The 18,651-nt window shown below is 74.3% G+C and carries 13 protein-coding genes; 6 read left to right on the top strand and 7 right to left on the bottom strand.

The genetic code is table 11. From position 1 onward, the window contains the following. Positions 1 to 14: 14 nt before the first annotated feature. From BM093_RS10925 to BM093_RS10910, 4 genes are all read right to left on the bottom strand, one after another. Positions 15 to 1,937 (bottom strand): arabinofuranosyltransferase, encoded by a 1,923-nt coding sequence (locus BM093_RS10925; RefSeq protein ID WP_093341106.1) that lies wholly within the window; start codon positions 1,935 to 1,937, stop codon positions 15 to 17. 3 nt (positions 1,938 to 1,940) lie between these two features. Next, a complete protein-coding gene (locus BM093_RS10920) occupies positions 1,941 to 2,759 on the bottom strand; it encodes a class I SAM-dependent methyltransferase (RefSeq protein WP_093341102.1) in 819 nt (272 codons plus the stop codon). A 14-nt stretch (positions 2,760 to 2,773) separates the two neighbouring features. Continuing rightward, positions 2,774 to 4,984 (bottom strand): DUF6541 family protein, encoded by a 2,211-nt coding sequence (locus tag BM093_RS10915; protein WP_093341099.1) that lies wholly within the window; start codon positions 4,982 to 4,984, stop codon positions 2,774 to 2,776. Between the two features lie 146 nt (positions 4,985 to 5,130). Beyond that, complete coding sequence (locus BM093_RS10910; RefSeq protein WP_093341096.1) at positions 5,131 to 7,215, bottom strand: DUF6541 family protein; 2,085 nt, start codon at positions 7,213 to 7,215, stop codon at positions 5,131 to 5,133. 148 nt (positions 7,216 to 7,363) lie between these two features. Between BM093_RS10910 and glf the strand changes: the two genes are divergently transcribed. From glf to BM093_RS10895, 3 genes are read left to right on the top strand one after another with little or no spacing between them, the layout of a single operon-like run. Beyond that, on the top strand, positions 7,364 to 8,581 hold the full coding sequence (gene glf, locus BM093_RS10905; RefSeq protein ID WP_093341093.1) for a UDP-galactopyranose mutase: 1,218 nt from the start codon (positions 7,364 to 7,366) through the stop codon (positions 8,579 to 8,581). A 58-nt stretch (positions 8,582 to 8,639) separates the two neighbouring features. After that, entirely contained in the window at positions 8,640 to 9,617 is a 978-nt protein-coding gene (locus tag BM093_RS10900; protein ID WP_093341090.1) for an alpha/beta fold hydrolase, read from the top strand. Between the two features lie 10 nt (positions 9,618 to 9,627). After that, complete coding sequence (locus tag BM093_RS10895) at positions 9,628 to 10,218, top strand: TetR/AcrR family transcriptional regulator (protein ID WP_143105332.1); 591 nt, start codon at positions 9,628 to 9,630, stop codon at positions 10,216 to 10,218. Positions 10,219 to 10,341: 123 nt separating this feature from the next. Here the strand turns inward: BM093_RS10895 and BM093_RS10890 are convergent, their stop codons facing one another. Beyond that, the gene (locus BM093_RS10890) at positions 10,342 to 11,133 is read right to left on the bottom strand and encodes an IclR family transcriptional regulator (RefSeq protein WP_093341084.1); all 792 of its coding nucleotides are present in this window, start codon (positions 11,131 to 11,133) and stop codon (positions 10,342 to 10,344) included. Positions 11,134 to 11,309: 176 nt separating this feature from the next. Here BM093_RS10890 and BM093_RS10885 point away from each other — a divergent pair, with 176 nt between their 5' ends. Beyond that, complete coding sequence (locus tag BM093_RS10885; protein WP_093341081.1) at positions 11,310 to 12,422, top strand: mandelate racemase/muconate lactonizing enzyme family protein; 1,113 nt, start codon at positions 11,310 to 11,312, stop codon at positions 12,420 to 12,422. A 10-nt stretch (positions 12,423 to 12,432) separates the two neighbouring features. On the opposite strand, the gene hepT is transcribed toward BM093_RS10885, so the two are convergent. Both hepT and BM093_RS10875 read right to left on the bottom strand, forming a co-directional pair. Beyond that, positions 12,433 to 12,840, bottom strand: a complete 408-nt coding sequence (gene hepT, locus BM093_RS10880; RefSeq protein WP_093341078.1) for a type VII toxin-antitoxin system HepT family RNase toxin — start codon at positions 12,838 to 12,840, stop codon at positions 12,433 to 12,435. Next, positions 12,830 to 13,237 carry a nucleotidyltransferase domain-containing protein gene (locus BM093_RS10875; protein ID WP_093341076.1) on the bottom strand — a complete coding sequence of 136 codons (408 nt, stop codon included), beginning with the start codon at positions 13,235 to 13,237 and terminating at the stop codon, positions 12,830 to 12,832. The genes hepT and BM093_RS10875 overlap by 11 nt, the downstream gene beginning before the upstream one ends. Before the next feature lie 190 nt (positions 13,238 to 13,427). Here BM093_RS10875 and BM093_RS10870 point away from each other — a divergent pair, with 190 nt between their 5' ends. Next, positions 13,428 to 15,470 (top strand): glycosyltransferase, encoded by a 2,043-nt coding sequence (locus BM093_RS10870; protein WP_093341073.1) that lies wholly within the window; start codon positions 13,428 to 13,430, stop codon positions 15,468 to 15,470. After that, complete coding sequence (locus tag BM093_RS10865) at positions 15,467 to 18,457, top strand: arabinosyltransferase domain-containing protein (RefSeq protein ID WP_177238391.1); 2,991 nt, start codon at positions 15,467 to 15,469, stop codon at positions 18,455 to 18,457. The genes BM093_RS10870 and BM093_RS10865 overlap by 4 nt, the downstream gene beginning before the upstream one ends. Positions 18,458 to 18,651 lie beyond the last annotated feature (194 nt).

Genomic DNA, 18,651 nt, shown 5'->3' with positions numbered 1-18,651 from the left:
GCCGCCGAGGCCGCTCAGGGCACCGGCGGGCCGGGGACTCGCACCAACACCGCGTAGGGCCCCACGTCCCGCCGCTGCCAGGCGGGGTCGTCGAACAGCTGCGGCGCGAACGTCGCGGCCGGGGCTCCCGAGTCGGGGTCCGGGAACCGGTCCTCGGTCGTCGGCAGCTGCAGGAGGCCGTCCGGGGTCCGGGAGAACACGAACACCGACGGTGCCCGCGCCGGGCTGCCCTCCAGCGCGCCGAGCAGCTGCGCGGGCCCGGCCGCGGTCGTCCACCGACGGAGCTCGTCGGTGCGCGCCGGGTAGTTCGCGAGCGGGTTCGCGTACTGGGCGGAGGAGGCCTGCCACGAGAAGTACGGGGTGTAGGTCAGCAACGTCTGGTTCGCACTCGCGACGACGACCTCCCGAGGCGCGCGGCCGGTCAGCCCGTCGATCGTCGCCCGGAGCTCGCCGAGCCAGGCGTTCGCGTCACCCGGATCACGGGAACCGTCGGGCTTCGTCCCGTCCGGGCGGTAGTCCTGCGCGGCGCCGGCCCACTCGTAGGTCTCCGGGACGGTCTGCACCTGGGCGACGACGGCGACCGCGGCGAGCACGGTGACGACGGCGGCAGTCGGGTTCCGGCGACGGTCGCGCTCGCCCCGGGGCCTGGCCCTCGGGTCGGGGGTCGGCGTGGGCCGTCCGGCCCCGCCGTCCGACCCTGGCACGTTCGTCCGGAACCGGTGCACGACCTCAGCGGCGGCGCCCACGGCGCCGGAGGCGAGCGCGGCGGCGATGACCGGTTCGATCCGGAACGCCAGCAGCGTCGTCCCGGCCGTCAGCGCCAGCGTCGACAGCAGGTACCAGGCGTACCCGCACGCCACCGTCACCCCGAGCGCACGGGCCACGGTGGACCGGCCGAACCGGGCCACGATCCACACCGTCCCGGCCAGGCAGAGCCCGCCGAGCGCGGTCGCCTCCAGCATCGGCAGCGGCCAGCGGGACCCGGACTCGGCGAGGAAGTGCTGGCCCGCGCTGTAGGTCGGCTCACCCGCCGACGCGAGCAGGTACGGCAGCCAGTGCACGAGGGTCAGCGGGAGGGCCGCGGCGAGCACGACGCCGACCGTCACGAGCAGCGGGACCGGCCGCGTCCACCGGGTGAGCAGCCCGTCGGCTGCGAGCACGGTGAGCACGAACCCCGCGAAGATCAGGATCTGGGTGTGGGTGACCGCGGCCAGCCCGAGCACCAGCCCGACCAGGACCGCGGTGCGCAGCCAGGAACCGGTGCGGCGCACCAGCCGCAACCCCAGCACCGCCAGCGGGGGGACGAGCGCGCCGGTGAGCCAGGAGTACGGGGTGTAGGCGGCCAGTGTCGCCAGGCCGGCGAGCGTCGTCGCGACGGCCGCGCCGAGGGCCCGACGGCGCGTCGTCACCAGCGCCCACAGCGCGTAGGCGAGCACCGCGGTCACCGCGAGGGTCGCGATCGAGAAGACCTTGTGGAACTCCCACGCGTCGACCCCGGCCAGTGCCGCCGCGCGGCCACCGACCCAGAACCAGGCCGCCGGGTAGTACGGCGGCAGGTCGGCGTAGGCGAAGTCGGCGAGCCGGGCGGAGTCGGCGAAACGGGTCAGGAACTGCACCCGGAACTGCTGGTCACCGGAGACCCCGAACAGGTAGTGCGGCGTGTTCGCGAGGAACAGCGACAGCGGCACGGCCGGGATCGCGGCCAGCCCGGCCCAGGTGAGCGGGACGGCGATCACCGGCCGTGCCGTCCACACCGCAGCGGCCAGGAGGGCGGCGACCACCGCACCGCCGGATGCGGTCAGTGCCAGGGCGACGTTGGAGCCGGCCGGGATCGGGAGCCGCTCCGCCAGCGCGGTGCCGAACACGGCCACGGCGACGGCGACGACCGGCCCGAGTGTCAGGTCCGCCGTCGCGGCGAGCCGCCGGGAGCCGGGCACCGGTCAGGCCGGCTTCTTCACCGCGACGACCAGGAACGCCTTGGAGATCGCCCAGAGCGCCGGGAACCGGCGCAGTGCCGAGACCCCCGCCGCGTACAGCCGCGACCCACCGCCCTCGGCCAGGCTGACGTCGCCGGGCACGGTGAAGTGGGCCTCGAGCTCGGGGCGCCGGGCCAGCAGCCGGCGCATCCGCAGGTAGCTCGGGGCGTAGCTGGCGTCGGTGTAGTCGTTGCCGCGCCCGGACCACCGTAGGTAGCGGTTCGCCAGTGGCAGCGGCAGCCACGCCAGGAACGGCAGCGAGTAGTGCGCCTCGATCGGCCACCAGCGGTTTGGCACCAGGATGTAGGCGACCCCGCCCGGGCGCAGGCAGGACGCGATCCGCTCCAGCGCGTCGGGCTGGTCGTCGAGGTGCTCGAGGACGTTGTCGAGGACGGCGACGTCGAACGCCCCCTCGTCCGCACCGTGGCCGAACTCGCCGATGCCCTGCACGCGGAACGTGAAGTTGCGCGCGCCGCCCTCCTCCGCGAGGGCGTTCGCCTCGGCGGCCAGCGCGGCGTTCGGCTCGATCCCGACCACCTCGCGGCACATGCCCGCCAGCTCGAGCGCGGTGTAGCCGTAGCCGCAGCCGATGTCGGCCACCCGGCAGTCGGCGAACGGACGGTCCAGGAACGGCGCCGTGGTGATCGCGATCTGCTTCGCGAAACCGGTGGCGAGCCGCCGGCGCTCCACCATGCGCAGCGAGCGTTCGTACTCGGGGAGGTCGGTGTGCTCGGTCGGGTCCACGTCGGCGGTGCTCTCCAGTTCGGGCGGTCGGCGGAGCACTCACCGTACGAGAGTCAGGGCGTGGGCTCGGGAACGGGCTGTGCTCCGGGCGGCATGGCCTGTGCGTCCGGATCCGCCGGGTTCGCCGGGTCGCACGCGGTGAGCCGCCAGAGTTCCTGTCCGCCTCCGGAGGCGACCAGCTCGAACCCGGGCACCGGACCGAGATCGTGCAGCCCGGGGTACCAGCCGGCGCCACCGTGCCACGGCCAGAAGGTGACCGGGCCACTCAGTACGTACTGGACCCGGGTGGCGGCCGCGGCCGCGCAGACCTCCGGGTCGGAGGCGGCGTCCCGCATCCGGGTCGCCAGCAGGGTCTGCTCAGGGGTCCAGTCGCCGATCAGGTGCGGGAACAGCACCTCGCGCCCTGTCAGCGGGTACAACAGCGCATTGCCGGTGTACGGGTCAGCGGCGACGACCGCGTCCTCCGGGATCAGTGGCGCGACGTCCTCGAGGAACTGCCGCTGCCCGGAGTCCAGCAGCACGTCCGCGGGCTCGCGGTACGTCCCCGCGAGTACGACCGAGTGCAGCCCGACCCGCAGGCCCCCGTAGCCGAGGACCAGCGCGATCACACATCCGACGACGAGCGCAGCCGACGCCCCCCGTCGGCGCAATGCGGGCCCGACCGGAGCGGGGCGAGCCAGCAGGACCTGGCGCAGCAAGCCGGCGAGCGTGACCACACCGAGCACGGCGAGCGGAACCCCGGTCACCGGGAGCATCGCGGCCAGCCGGTACGAGTCGTTGTACCAGGCCCCGGTCAGGCCGGCGGTGAGGGCATCCTCCCGGGACGCTGCCAACACGTAGAGGAAACCGGACGCGAGGTGGGCGGGGACCAGCCAGGACGTCGTGATCCGGCGGAGCGCGGCCACGGCGCCGACGACCACCAGCACTCCGATCGGCCACAGCGCGGGCCGGCTGTTGGTGGACAGGAGGAAGACCTCGACGACCGCTTCCGGGGTCGAGGTGAAAGCCGGCCAGTCGAAACCGCGGACACCTGCCAACAACGGCGAGGCGACCATCAGCCACACCACGACGGCCACGGCACCGAGCGTCACGAACAGCCCGAGCAGCGGTTGCCAGAAGCGAGAGGTCAGGATCCGCTGACGGGTCAGCCGGAGCAGAGCCCACAGAATCGGGAACAGGCCGAGTACGGCGAGGCTGAACACGGCGTTCGGGTGGGCGAAACCGAGCGCCGGCAGTGCTGCGACGGCGAGCACGGCTGCACCCGGAGGACGCAGTACCGGCTCATTGACCGTGCCGACCAGTGCTGCCACGACCGTCAGCGCCGCGGGCAGCAGCGCCACACCCAGCAGGTTGGGCCACAGCACGCCGAATGACATCAGTGCCCACGGGAACCCGGTGAACGCCGTCGCGATGACCGGGGCGGCGAACGCGGCCCCTGCCGACCGGCCGAGCGTATGCCGGGTCAGCAGCAGCGACGACAACGGAAAGATCAGTGCGGCGACCGACCAGGCCGTGAGGTTGGTCGCGACCGGCACGCCGGCCCCGGCGGTCATCGCCACCAGCGAGACCAGGTCGTGCCAGGCGGCCGGATAGAAGGCGCTGGCGGAACCGGGGCTGGTGAGCGTCCCCAGGGTCAGTGACGACGCATCGCCGGTCCCGAGGATGTGCGCGACGCCGTTGTAGTGGAAGACGGCGTCGTAGGTCGACGAGAGTTGGTCGACCGGGCCGAACCCGAGCACGACCGTCAACCAGGCGAGCGCGGCGGCAAGGGATGTACCGGCGAACGCGGCGAGTCCCGCCCGGTGGCCGTCGACCCCCTCACGCTGCGTGGAGGTCCGCCACACCTGGGGAAGGGCGGTGGTTACCGGGTCGGGGCTCCGCGCGAACAAGCCACGTGGGGTGCGCCACCGGACGAGCGCGGCACGGAGTTGCCGTCCCGGTTCCCACGCACGCAAAGCTGATCGCCAACCCCGGTGCAGAGGGCTCCCCGCCGGGCGCCGGGCCAGGAAGCCGCGGAAGGCCACCTCGGCGAGTGCGAGGAGTACCGCGGTACCGGCCGGTACCCAAGGACCCCACCCGAGCCCGAGCGTCGTGCCCAGTACCGCCGACGTCGCGATGAGCGCCACCGACACCATCGGTGCCGCGCCCCAGGCGCTGAGCCCGCGCAGGCCTGCGGCGCGGAGCACCAGCAGACCCGGTCCGATCACCCACACTGCCGCGGCGAGTGCGACCGGAACGGCGGACAGCCAGGTCGATGGGCCCATCGGGAGGCGGCTCCTTTCCCGGCGGCCGATGCCCGGCCCGTCCTCGGTCACCGCAAACGGCCATGGAGCACCGGGCGGTCGGCGGCTCGGACATTACCGTCGAGGTGTCGCCACCGGCCGGAGGCCTGCCGGGCCCGCCCGGGTGATCACGATCCGATGACTCGCCCGGCGTCGCAGGCGGTGATCTGCCAGAGCGCGTTGTCGCCCTCCTCGGCGAGCAGCTCGAAGCCCTCGGCCTCGTCGAGGTCGTCGAGGCCCGGCCAGTTCTCGGCCAGCGGGTCCGGCTGCCAGAACGTCGGCGGGGCGGTGATCACGTAGCCGACCCCGGTCTCGGCGACGGCGGCACAGACGGCCGGGTCGGTCGCGGCGTCGTTCAGGCGCTCGGCGATCAGCTGTTGCTCGGGCGACCACACGCCGGTCAGGTGCGGGAACAGCACCTGCCGGTCGGTCAGCGGCCACAGCATCGCGGTGCCGGCCCACGGGTTCTGCGCGACGACGGCGTCGGCCGGGATCAGTTCACCGGCACTGCGCAGGAACTGGGCCTGCTCCGGCCCGACCAGCACCTCCTCCGGGGTCTGGTAGATCCCGGCCAGCTGGTCGATGTGCGAGCGCTGGTACAGCCCGCCGGAGGTGACGACGACGGCGCTCACCCCGACCGCCACCAGCACGGCGGCCCGGGGCCGGGGCCAGCCCTCCACTGCCGGTGCGGCCCGGGTCAGGGCGTCGCGGGCGATGCAGGCCAGCCGGCGGGCCAGCGAGCACAGTGCGACCAGGCCGAGCGCGGCCAGCGGCGCGGCCGTCACCGGGACGAGCGCGGCGATCCGGGGCGCGTCGTTGTACCAGACCCCGGTCCAGATCGAGGACCACGTGCTGGCCCCGACCACGTAGAGCGCGCAGACCAGCAGGTGCGCCGGGACCAGCCAGGACGTCCGCGCCCGGCGCAGTGCCCACACCGCGCCGGCGACGGTCAGCACCGCGATCGACCAGGCCGGGGTGTTGCCGTCCGGGCTGTGCAGCAGCGCGTCGCCGATGGCGGCACCGACGCTGACCTGCGGTTCCCAGTAGTAGCCGCGGATGCCGTCGAGCACCGGGGACCCGAACATGAACCACGCGACGGCGCCAGCCACGGCGACCACGACGGGCACCACGGCGATCGCCCGCACCGCCTGCGCACGCCCGGCACGCAGCCCGCGCCGGACCCCGCCGACCAGCCCCCACAGCACCGGCGGGACGGCCACGACCACCGCGCCGAACAGCGCGTTCGGGTGGGCGAGGCCGAGCGCGAGCACGGCGGCGACCACCGGGAACCAGCGCGCCACCCGCCCCGGGGGGAACGGGCCCGGGCGCGCCGGGCTGACCGGGTCGGGCCCGATCCCGGGCCGGGTGGCCAGCGCGACCGCCGCCAGCGCGGCCGGGACCAGCGCGACCCCGAGCAGGTTCGGCCACAGCGCCCCGTAGGTGACCAGGGTCCACGGGAACGCGATGAAGCCCAGCGACAGCACCGGCGCGGCCAGCGCGGCACCGGCCGAGCGCCCGACCAGCGTGCGGACCAGCAGCAGCACCGACAGCGGCCAGACCAGCAGCGTCGTGACCAGCGCGACCACGTTCGAGGCGACGACGATCTCGGCGGGGCCCGGGGTCACCGGTACGACCAGCGAGACGACACCGTGCCAGGCCGAGGGGTAGAAGCCCGGGGAGTTCACCAGCCCGCCGACCGTCAGCGACGAGGCGTCGGCGGTGCTGAGGATCCGGGCGACCGCGTTGTAGTGGAAGCTCGCGTCGAACGTCTGGGACAGCGCGTCCGGCCGGTCCATGCCCCGGATCGCGGCCCGGAACCCCAGCACCCAGGCGATCAGCATGCCGCCGGTGGCGGCGAGGCCCGTCCAGCGGTGGTCCGGCCCGCCGCCGCGCAGCGTCGCCCACGCCCGGCCGGCGCGGTCGCGGAGCTGCGCGGGCCCGGGGACCAGCGGGCGGCCCAGCACCAGCCGCCGGGTACCCACCACCATCAGCGCGAACAACAACGCGGCCGCCACCGGCACCGCACCGCTCCACGGGACGCCGAGCAGGCTCCCGGCCACCGCGGACCCGGCGATCAGGCCGACCGACAGCAGGGGGGCGGCGCCCCAGGCGGCGATGCCGCGCAGACCGGCGGCGACGCCGACGAGCAGGCCGGGCAGCGTCACCCACGTGGCAGCGAGCAGGACCAGGGGGACGGCGGACAACCAGCTCACGGGCGGGCCGCCTCCTTCCCTCGGGCTGCACGGCGCCGGGGCCGGTTATGCAGCGGGAATGCCGGGAACGTCCGCTTCCGTGGCCCGTCCGCGAGAGTACCGAAGCCGCCCGGTGCCCCGGATCACGCCTGTCCTACCCTCGGTCCCCGTGAGCCACCAGTCGACGTCAGGCGTGCACGACCTCGCCGGTTACGACCTGATCGTGGTCGGGTCCGGGTTCTTCGGCCTCACCGTGGCCGAACGGGTGGCCGAGGGTCTCGGGAAGCGGGTCCTGGTGCTCGAGCGCCGGGACCACATCGGCGGCAACGCCTACTCCGAGGCCGAGCCGGAGACCGGCATCGAGATCCACCGGTACGGCGCCCACCTGTTCCACACGTCCAACGAGCGCGTGTGGGAGTACGTCAACCGGTTCACCGACTTCACCGGCTACCAGCACCGGGTGTTCGCGCGGGCCGGTGACCAGGTCTACGCGTTCCCGATGAACCTGGCGCTGATCAACCAGTTCTTCGGGAAGGCGCACTCCCCGGACGAGGCCCGGGCGCTGATCGCCGAGCAGGCCGCCGAGGTGGAGACCAGCGAGGCGACGAACCTGGAGGAGAAGGCGATCTCGCTGATCGGGCGCCCGCTCTACGAGGCGTTCGTCAAGGGCTACAACGAGAAGCAGTGGCAGACCGACCCGAAGAACCTCGACGCGTCGATCATCACGCGGCTGCCGGTCCGCTACACCTACGACAACCGCTACTTCAACGACACCCACGAGGGCCTGCCGGTCGACGGCTATGCCGCGTGGCTGGAGCGGATGGCCGACCACGAGAACATCGACGTGGTGCTGGAGACCGACTTCTTCGAGGTCCGCGACCGCATCCCCGCCGGTACGCCGGTCGTCTACACCGGCCCGCTGGACCGCTACTTCGACCACTCCGAGGGCGAGCTCGGCTGGCGCACGCTGGACTTCGAGATGTCGGTGGAGCCGACCGGCGACTTCCAGGGCACCTCGGTGATCAACTACAACGACGCCGACGTCCCGTTCACCCGGATCCTCGAGTTCCGCCACATGCACCCGGAGCGGGAGTACCCGAAGGACAAGACGGTGATCGTGCGCGAGTACTCGCGCTTCGCCGAGTCCGGTGACGAGCCGTACTACCCGATCAACACCCCGGACAACCGGGCGAAGCTGGAGCGCTACCGCGAGCTGGCCCGCAAGGAGACCGCGAACCGCAACGTGCTCTTCGGCGGCCGGCTGGGCACCTACAAGTACCTGGACATGCACATGGCCATCGGGTCGGCGCTGACCATGTACTCCAACCGGCTCGTCCCGTACTTCGCCGAGGGCCGGGCGCTGTCCGGGACCGAGGCCGAGGAGTAACCAGCCGTTCCGGGAAACCGGGTGACACGACACTTACCAATCGGTCAGACTGCTGACCATGGTTCAGTCACTGCGTCGACGACGGCTGCTGACCACGCTGCTGGTGATCGTGTGCGTCCTGCTGGGTGGCGCGCTCGCGCTGCGTGACACGTCCCCGGTCGGGTACTTCACCTCGGCCGAGGCGGTCGACGACTACCGGGCGAAGTACGCGCGGGCGATGGACGACCTCCCGCCCCCGGCCGCGACGCTCGACGTGCGCACCGGCTTCGGCGTCGTCCGTGCTTACCGGTTCGCGGGCGCGAACCCGGGGGCCGACCCGTTGCTGCTGGTACCCGGCACGAAGTCCGGTGCGCCGGTGTTCGCCGACAACCTGCCCTCGCTGCTGGCCCTGCGCGACGTGTGGGTGGTCGACCTGCTCGGCGAGCCCGGCCACAGCGTCCAGGACCGTCCGATCGCCACGCACGCCGACCAGGCCGCGTGGTTCGACGAGGCCCTGCGCGCCCTGCCACCGGAGCGCTTCCACGTGGTCGGCATGTCGATCGGCGGGTGGACCGCCGCCAACCTCGCCGTGCAGCGGCCGGACGCGCCGCTGGCGAGCCTGACGCTGCTCGACCCGATCCACGTCTACGGCGACATCCCGCTCGAGACGGTCGTCCGTTCGCTCCCGGTCGCGTTCTCCTGGATGCCGCGCAGCTGGCGCGACGCGTTCAACTCCTACACCGCGGGCGGTGCACCGGTGGAGGACGTGCCGGTCGCGGAGATGATCGAGTCCGGGATGTACGGCTACGCGATGCGCCAGCCGCAGCCGTCCACCATCTCCGAGGAGCAGCTGCGCGGGATCACCGTGCCGGTGCTGGCCGTCGTGGCCGGCCGCTCGGTGATGCACGACCCGGCGACGTCGGTGGGCGTGGCCGAGCGCGCCTTCGGAGCCGGCAACGTCCGCCACTACCCGGAGGCGACGCACGCGGTCAACGGGGAGCAGCCCGACCGGATCGCCGCCGACATCGCGGGCCTGCTGGACCGCGCCGCTTCGTAGGATCACCGTCGTGCCACCCCGCGCCCGTACGTTCACCGAACGGCTCCGCCGTGAGCAGCTGATCGGCGTCACCGTCGAGCTGGTCGCCGAGCACGGCTACCGCGGGGTGTCGCTGCAGCGCATCGCGGACGCCGCCGGTATCTCCAAGGCAGCCGTGCTGTACCACTTCGCGTCCAAGGACGCGGTGATCGCCGCCGCCTACGAGCAGGTGATCGGTGAGCTCGTCGAGCACGTCGGCGCGGCCGTCGAGGCGGCACCCGACCCCCGCGCCGCCGTCGAGACCTACCTCGACGGCGTCCTCGGGCACCTGGCCGCGCACCCGGCCCACGCCGGGCTGATGGCCCAGGCGCTGCCCGAGGCCCGGGGGCTGACCGAGGACTCGCCGAGTAGTCCCCGGCGGTGGACCGCGCTGGCCGGGCTGATCGGCGCGGCGCAGCGCGCCGGGGATGCGGGTGACCACGTCGACCCGCGGACGGCGGCGATCATGCTCAACGGGGCCGTGGACGCCGTCGTCGGTGCCGCGCTGCAGGACCCGTCGGTCCGGATCGACGACGCCCGGCCCGCTGTCCTCGACCTGGCCCGGCGGCTGCTGGCGCCCTGACCGGCGCCCCGGTCACCCCCGGCCGGACGCCCGGCCGGTCCAACCCGGCCCGGTTCCGCCCAGCCCGGCCCGGCCCAGCCCTGCTCGGCCCGGCCCTGCTCGGCCCGGTTCCGCCCGGCCCGGTCACGCTCGGTTCGGCTCAGCCCAGCCCAGCTCCGCCGAGACGGTCGCCGCGGCGGCCGCGACGGCCCGCCCGTGCGCGCCGAGCGCCTCGCCGATCCGTGTGGTCGGCCCGGCCACGTTGATCGCCGCGAGCACCCGGCCGCGGAAGTCCCGCACCGGTGCCGACACCCCGGACACGCCCGGCTCGAACTCGTCGCGCACCTCGGCCCAGCCGCGGTCGGCGACCTCCCGGAGCTCCTGCCACAGCTGGGGCACCGTCCGGGTCCGGCACCGCGGATGGTCCGGGGCCAGGTCGGCCGGCGTGCCGAACCGCACGTGCAGTTCGTCCGGCGTCGCGTCGACCAGCAGCACCCGGCCCGCCGAGGTGCACGCCAGCGGTGCGCGCAGCCCCTCCCAGCCGGTGGTCCGGAAGGAGTGACCGGACACCGACCGGACGGTCAGGACGGCGTCGTCGCGCAGCACGCACAGGTGCACGGTCTCCTCGGTCCGGACCGCGAGCCGGGCCAGCACCGGCTCGGCCGCCGTCACCATCCGGCCCTCGGTGGCCCGGGCGGCCAGCGAGAACAGTCGCCAGCCGAGCCGGTAGAGCAGGCTGTCGGCGTCCCGCTCGACCAGTCCGGCCTCGTCGAGCGCGCGCAGCGAACGCGACACCTGGCTCTTCTCCCGCCCGGTCAGCCGCGACACCTGCGCGACCCCCAGCCCACCGGTGTGCCGTGCCTCCTCCGACGCCAGGGCCTCCAGCAGGTCGAGGTCGCGGCGCAGCCCGCGGGTGTTGCGCGGTGCGTCGGTCACCGTCGGGAGGTTAGCGACGCGTCGTGGCAGTTGGCGGCATTGCAACCCGGATTGCGATCCACGGCCTCGACTGGTCGTCCGGCGGACACGTTCCTACGCTCGGTGGCCACCCGATCCGGGGCGCGGACCCCCCGAGCGCGCCCCGGACCGGGACCCACGGCACAGACCCTCACCTCATGAAGATCACCGACATCACGCTGGACCGGCTCCGATTGCCGCTGGAGCCGCCGCTGCACGCCGCGTGGGACCCCGAGCCGCGGCGGAGCTTCGACGCCACGATCGTCCGGGTGCACACCGACGCGGGGCCGGTCGGCGTCGGCTCCGGCGACACCATGGACGGCTTCGAGGCCTTCCGCGACCTCTTCGTGGGTGAGGACCCGCTGGCGATCGCCCGGCACGTGCGCACCCTCGAGGGCTGTCTGCACCACGGCGCCGGCTACTGGCCGCTCGAGGCGGCACTGTGGGACCTGGCCGGCCAGGTCGCCGGGCTGCCGGTCGCGACCCTGTTCGGCGGGACCCTCGACCGGGTCCCGGCGTACGCGTCGTTCTGCGTGCCGCGCCCGCCGTCGGAACGGGTCGAGGTCGCCCGGCAGGTGGCCGAGGAGGGCTTCGGTGCGGTCAAGATCCGGATCGACCGGGACCGGGTGGACCAGAGCATCGCCGCCGTCTCCGCCGTGCGGGCCGCGCTCGGCGAGGAGTTCACGATCATGGTCGACCTCAACGAGTCGTGGCGGACGGCCGGTGACATCGCCCCCGGAGCGGACCTGGTCACCACCCGCCGGATCGTGCGCAGGCTCGCCGACCTCGACGTGTTCTGGGTCGAGGAACCGCTGCCCTACGCCGACGCCGACGGGTTCCGCACGTTGCGCGCCGAGAACCCGGGCCTGCGCATCGCCGCGGGGGAGATGCAGCGCTCGGTGCCGGAGATCCTGCGCTGGATCGAGCGCGACGTGCTCGACGTCTACCAGATGGACGTCGTCCTCTCCGTCGGGATGAGCCGCGCCCGCACCCTCGCCGAGCTGGCGCTGCTGCGGCACCGCGCGTTCACCCCGCACAGCTGGACCAACGGCATCGGGATGCTGGCGAACCTGCACGTCGTGGCCGGCGTCGGGGGCGGTCCGTGGTTCGAGTTCCCCTACGACCCGCCGGACTGGACCCCGGCCCGCCGGGACTTCCCGCTGGCCGCGCCGCTGACCGTCGGCGGCGACGGCATGCTCGCCGTACCGCCCGTGCCCGGACTGGGCGTCACCCTCGACGAGGACGCCGTCGCGCGGTGGCGGGTGCGGTGAGGCGGGGGAGCTACAGCCGGTCCGCCATCGTGCGGACGAAGTCGTGCAGGTCGGAGGGGTCCTCGAGCCGGGCGAGGACGATCGCGTCGTCCACCTCGACGTAGTCGTGCACCAGGACGTTGCGGAAGCCGACCGCGCGGGCGAGCCGGTCGGCCAGGTCTCCGGGCAGAACACCGTGTCTGCCGAGCAGGCGGAGAGCGTCACCGTTGTCCCGCGGTGGGCCCCAGCCCTCGGACGAGCAGAGATGCTGCGCGACGTCCACACAGCCCTCGATGGCGGTCACGAAGAGGTACTTGATGCCGCGCAGCCACAGCGGGTCGGCGCGCCGCTCAGGGGACGCGCCCGCCTCCGCCCGCAGGACGGCGAGGTCGTCGGCGATCGCCCGCAGGAGCCGGGCGACCCGCGCCTCATCCACCATGCCGGCTCCGCATCGCGTCGAGGAACTCCCGGTGTGAGCGGGCGATCCGGGGGAGCTCATCGGCGTAGATCTTCCGTGTCGTGGCGATCCACCGGACCCGGGCCGGCGGGTCGTCGTCGAAGAGGAGTTCGCCGTCGAGTGCGACACGTCCGGCGATCTCCAGCGGTGCGTCGTTGAGCACCAGCAGGTCGACCTCCGGCGGGAGGTCCACCTCGAACGACGCCGGTGCGTCGCCCGGCCACCAGGCGGCGACGTCGAGATCGGAATCGGGCCGGGGCCGGGTGGTGCGGTACGACCCGCCTGCGGCGCGGCTGCCGTGCACCAGCGCGAACCGTGCCCCGGCCGAGCGCAACCCGGCGCTGGCCGCGGCCCGGAGATCCTGCCCGGTGCTGGTCACGGCACCCAGTCTGGCACGCCGAACCGGACGTTCCACCCCGGCGGCGCGGCGCGCCCGACCGCCTCCCGCCGTCGGCGCGACCCGCGGTTACGCTCGACCGGACCCCTGACCGCCCGGGCGGCCCGACGACGCCGCCGCACGGGCGCGGGACCCCGACCGGAACCCGCCGACCCCCGAGGCCGTTTCTGCGATGACCACCGCCCCCACGGACAAGCGAGGCAGTGACATGGGCACTGAGCGGGACACCGTGCCCCCGCCGTCCGGTGACGTGACGACCGGCGCGACGCTGCTGCAGCGCGTGATCCTGCCCCGCCCCGCCGATCCGTACGCGGTGCGCGCGCTCTACCTCGACGAGCGCTCCGGCACGACGCTCGCGCCGGTCGAACCGATGCCCGGGGAGCAGGAGCGCCCGCTGTCGCTGACCGTGTCGTCCACCTCGGGGCGCCGGACCCGGGTGCAGGACCGGACCAGCGCGACCGTCCCGCCGGGCACCGAGGTCTCCTTCGGGGCGTACTTCAACGCGTTCGCCGCCGGGTACTGGCGTGCCTGGTCCACGCTCACCGCGATCGAGCTGCGGCTGGAGCTGGAGGGCTCGGGCCGGGTCGACGTCTACCGCACCAAGGCCGACGGCTCGCAGATCTTCGTCGGGGGCGAGGTCGTGCAGGGCCGCCGCCGGGTGGAGATGGCGCTGGACCTGCGCCCGTTCGAGGACGGCGGCTGGTACTGGTTCGACCTCTCGGCCGACGACGCCGCCGAGGAGGGCCTGCAGCTGCACGGTGGCGGCTGGCACGCCCCGCACGACGCGCCCGGCCGGGCCGCCGTCGTCGTCGGGATGCCGACGTTCAACCGGCCCGCCGACTGCGTCGCCACGCTGACCGCGCTCGGCTCCGACCCGCAGGTCCTCGAGACGATCACCGCGATCGTCCTGCCGGACCAGGGCACGAAGAAGGTCCGCGACGAGGCCGGCTACGAGCAGGCCGCGGCCGCGCTCGGGGACCGGCTGCGGATCGTCGACCAGCCGAACCTCGGTGGCTCCGGCGGGTACGCCCGGATCATGTACGAGGTGCTCCACGGCACCGGCCCGCACCAGGGCGGGATCGACTGCGAGCAGATCCTCTACATGGACGACGACATCCTGCTCGAGCCCGACTCGGTGCTCCGCGCGGTGGCGTTCTCCCGGTTCGCCCGCGAGCCCGTGCTCGTCGGCGGCCAGATGCTGTCGCTGCAGGCCCGCTCGCAGCTGTCCACGATGGGCGAGGTCGTCGACCGCAACCAGTTCCTGTGGCGGCCCGCGCCGCGGACCGAGGCGCACCACGACCTGGCGGAGCGCACACTCCGTCAGACCCCGTGGCTGCACCGCCGGGTCGACGTCGACTACAACGCCTGGTGGATGTGCCTGATCCCGCGGCAGGTCGCCGAGGAGCTGGGGCTGCCGCTGCCGCTGTTCATCAAGTGGGACGACGCCGAGTACGGCCTGCGCGCCCGCGCGGCCGGATACCGGACCGCGACCGTCCCGGGCATCGCGATCTGGCACATGTCCTTCATCGAGAAGGACGACTCGTCGGACTGGCAGGCCTACTTCCACTACCGCAACCGGCTGGTGGCGGCCGCGCTGCACGGCCCGGACGACCCGAAGCCCATGCTGCGCGAGACGTTCAAGCGCACGCTGCGCCACCTGATGCTCATGGAGTACTCGGCGGTCGCGCTGCAGCTCAAGGCGTTCACCGACTTCCTGGCCGGGCCGGAGGCGCTGTTCCCGAAGCTGCCGGTGGTGCTCGACGAGATCCGCGAGCTGCGGGCGCAGTACGACGACGGCCGCCCGCTGGACTCCGCCACCCAGGTCCCGCCGTCCGAGCTGGACGCGCTCGGGGCCCAGCTGTTCCCCGAGCCGCCGGTCGGGAAGGCCAAGGTGGCACTCGGCCTGGCCCGCGGCGTGCTGCGGAACCTGCGCACCCCCGCCCCGGAGCTGCGGGAGCGCCCGCAGCGCAACGTGCCGTGGTCGAACGCGCAGTGGTTCGTCCTGGCCGGACTGGACTCTGCGACGGTGTCCACCCCGGACGGCCGCGGGGTCACCTTCCGCCGCCGTGACCCGCGGATGTTCACGCAGATGATCCGCGAGTCGCTGCGGCTGCACCGTGCGGTCGGCGCCGACTGGGAGACCCTGCGCGGGCGTTACCGGGCGGCGACGCCGACGCTGACCGGTAAGGACGGTTGGAAGCAGATCTTCGAGTGACGGCGGCCCCCGCGCGCCGGGGGTGGCTCCTGCTGCTGCTCGGCGGTCTGACCTGCCTGCTCGGGCTGGCCGCGGCGCTGGCCCCGGTCGACGCCGACGACCCGGTCGTCACCTGGCCCGCGCCGGGAGCCGAGGCCGGGGCGGCGTCGTCGACGGTGCTGCCGCTGTCGCCGTACCGGCCGCTGCAGCTCGACGCGACGATCCCGTGCGCGGCCGCGGCCGCGGTGCCCGACGGCGACGTGCTGCGGACCGTGCCCGCCGACGTCGAGGACCCGGCCACCGCGCCGGGGCTGTCCGCGACCGTCGCCGACGGCACGTTCACGATCCGCTCCGGGGCCGAGGTGCTGCACGCCGGCCCGGTCGAGGACGGCTGCACCTACCGGGTCACCGCGGACGCCGACGGCACCGTGCTGACCCGCGACGGCGCGACCGTCGCCGAACGCCCCGACCTCGCACCGCCGCACGTCGCGGAGCTGTCGAGCGCCGTCGCCGGGCCCGCGGCCGACGGCCTGGCGGTGCAGCTGCACACCGACGCCCGCTACGAGTCCTCGCCGTCGCCGCTCAAGGTGGGCCTGCTCGTCGCGCACCTGATCGCGCTGGCGGCCACCCTCGCCGTGGCGCTCCGGTCCTGGACCGGCAGCCGACGGATCCTCGCCGTCGCGCCGCGGCCGGGGGTCGCCGACGCGGTCGTGCTGGTGGTGACGCTGGCCTGGGCCGTGCTCGGCCCGGTCAACATCGACGACTCCTGGTACATGCTGATGGCCCGTCAGGGCGCCGACACCGGCAGCATCGGCAACGCGATCTACCAGTTCAACGTCACCGAGGCCCCGTTCGCGACCGGCCCCTACCTCATGCAGGCCTGGGGTGCGCTCGCCGGTTGGGGGCTGCTGCCGATGCGCGTGGTGCCGGTCGTCCTGGGGCTCGGGACGTGGGTGCTGCTGCGGCTGACACTGATCGCGCTGGCCGACCGCGCGGGGGCCCGCACCGGCGTGGTCGCGGCGCTGGCGGTCGCGCACCTGGCCTGGTTCCTGCCCTACGGGCTCTCGCTGCGCCCCGAGCCCGCCGGCACGCTCGCCGCGGCCGGTGTGCTGTTCCTGGTCGCGGCCGCGCGCCGCACCGGTGCGGTCGGGCTGCTCGCCCCGGCGACGGCCGTCGCCGTGCTCGGGGTGACGACCGCCCCCGCCGCGCTCGTCGCCGCGGCACCGCTGCTGCTCGCGCTGCCACAGGTGTGGTGGCACCTGGTCCACTCCCGGTGGCCGGGCCGGCTCGCGACGGTCGCGGTGGCGCTCGCCGCCGCGAGCGTCGTCGTCCCGCTGGGTCTGGCCGACCAGACCCTCGGGGACGTGCGCGAGTCCATCGCCGTGCACCGCTGGTACTACTTCCAGTACTCCTGGTGGCAGGAGCACGTGCACTACGCCAACCTGCTCGCCTCCGACGAGCAGGGCGCGTGGGGGCGGCGGCTGCCGGTCCTGCTGACCGTCGCGGTCCTGGTGCTGGGCACCGTCCGGCTCGCGACCCGGCGCGGCACCGGTGGCCCGCTCGGGCGCGCCCTCGGGTTCGCCCTCGCCGTCACCGCGCTCGGCCTGGTCGCGGTCGCGGCGAGCCCGACCAAGTGGGTCAACCACTTCGGCGCGGTCGCGGCCCCGGCCACCCTGCTGCTCGGGATCGCGCTGGCCCGCGGGCCGCTGCCGCGCCGGGCCCCGGCCCGCCTCGTCGCGGTCGGGACCGCGGTGCTCGGCGTCGTCGCCGCGGTGATCTACGCCGGGCCGAACCTGTGGCGGCCGTTCGCGGACTGGGGCCAGCCCTTCGGCAACCACTCGGTCCTCGACGCACCGATCCACCAGCAGGTCCTCGCCCCGCACCTGGGGCCGCTCTACCTGCGCAGCCCGGTGCTGTGGCTGCTGGTCGCCGCGGCCGGGCTCTGGTGGGCCCACCGGCGACGGCGGGCGGGTCACCCGTCCGGTCCGGGTCCGGACGGTGCGGTGCTGCGCACGGCCGCGGCCGGGGGCGTCGCGCTGATGCTGGCGGTGTTCGTGCTCGCCCCGGTCCAGCAGGCGCCCGGCCCGTCGGTGGCGTCGATGAACCTCGCCGCGCTCGGCGGCCGTCCGTGCGGCCTCGCCGACGCCGTGACCGTGCAGGTCCCGGACGGGCCGGCCGCACCGGCGTCCGGACCGGCGGAGCTCACCGGCGTGATGCGGGAGGGGCCACCGCCGGACCGGTCGGCCCGCCCCGGCCCGCTGTGGCACACCGACGACGCCGGCGCCGGCACCCTGAGGACCGGCTGGTTCCCCGTCTCCGAGGGGACCCCGGCGGTGCTCGTGCCCGCCACCGGTGATCTGCGGTCCGGGCAGTCGCTCGTCGTCGAGGCCGCGACGGGTCCGCCCGGCGCCCCCGGGGACACGGCGCGGATCCCGCTGGAGCTGCCCGGGGAGAAGACCGCGGAGTGGACCGAGCTCCCGGCCGACCTGACCGGGGCCGGGATCGGGGTGACCCAGGTCCGGCTGGTCGTCGAGGACACGCTCACCGATCCCGACACCTGGCTCGGTGTCGGTGCCCCGCTCCCGGCGCGGGAGCGGCCCGCGGCCGAGGTCGTCGCCGGGGACCCGGTGTTCGCCGACCAGGTCTCGGCGCTGCTGTGGCCGTGCGCGGAGCAGATCGTCGTGCGGCACGGCATCGCCGAGGCGCCGCAGTGGCGGCTGCGGGTCGGGGACGGCCTGGAGGGCGCCACCGAGGACAACGCGTTCTTCGTGGGCAACGGCGGGGTGCTCGCCGGGATCGACCGGACCGCGAGCTTCGACGAGCTGCCGTCGCGGCTGGAACCGGCTCCGGGGCGTGCCATGCGGGACTGGGGGCACGTCGAACGGGTCCGCTACGACCACCCGACGGGCGGCTACGACCTGCGGGTCGGCACCGAACGGCGGTGGGGCTGGGAACGGCTGCCGACCCTGGCCGAGAAGGAGTACACGGGCCGCGACTTCCTGGGCTGATCCCCGAGCACGGCCATGCCGGGCAACGGCACGGCGGGCCCCGCCGACGCTCACCGATCCCGCTGACGCTCACCTCCCGCCGACGCTCACCGGTTACGCCGACGCTCACCGGATCGCGTGAGCGTCGCCGGGAAGGCGTGAGCGGTGTCGGAACGCGTGAGCGTCCGGAGTGGGCGGAGGGGCGGCGGGCCGCT

The sequence above is a fragment of the Pseudonocardia ammonioxydans genome (assembly GCF_900115005.1).
Classification (GTDB): Bacteria; Actinomycetota; Actinomycetes; order Mycobacteriales; family Pseudonocardiaceae; genus Pseudonocardia; species Pseudonocardia ammonioxydans.
The sequence above is the reverse complement of the archived record's forward strand: the minus strand, read 5'-3'. Positions and strand labels throughout refer to the sequence as shown.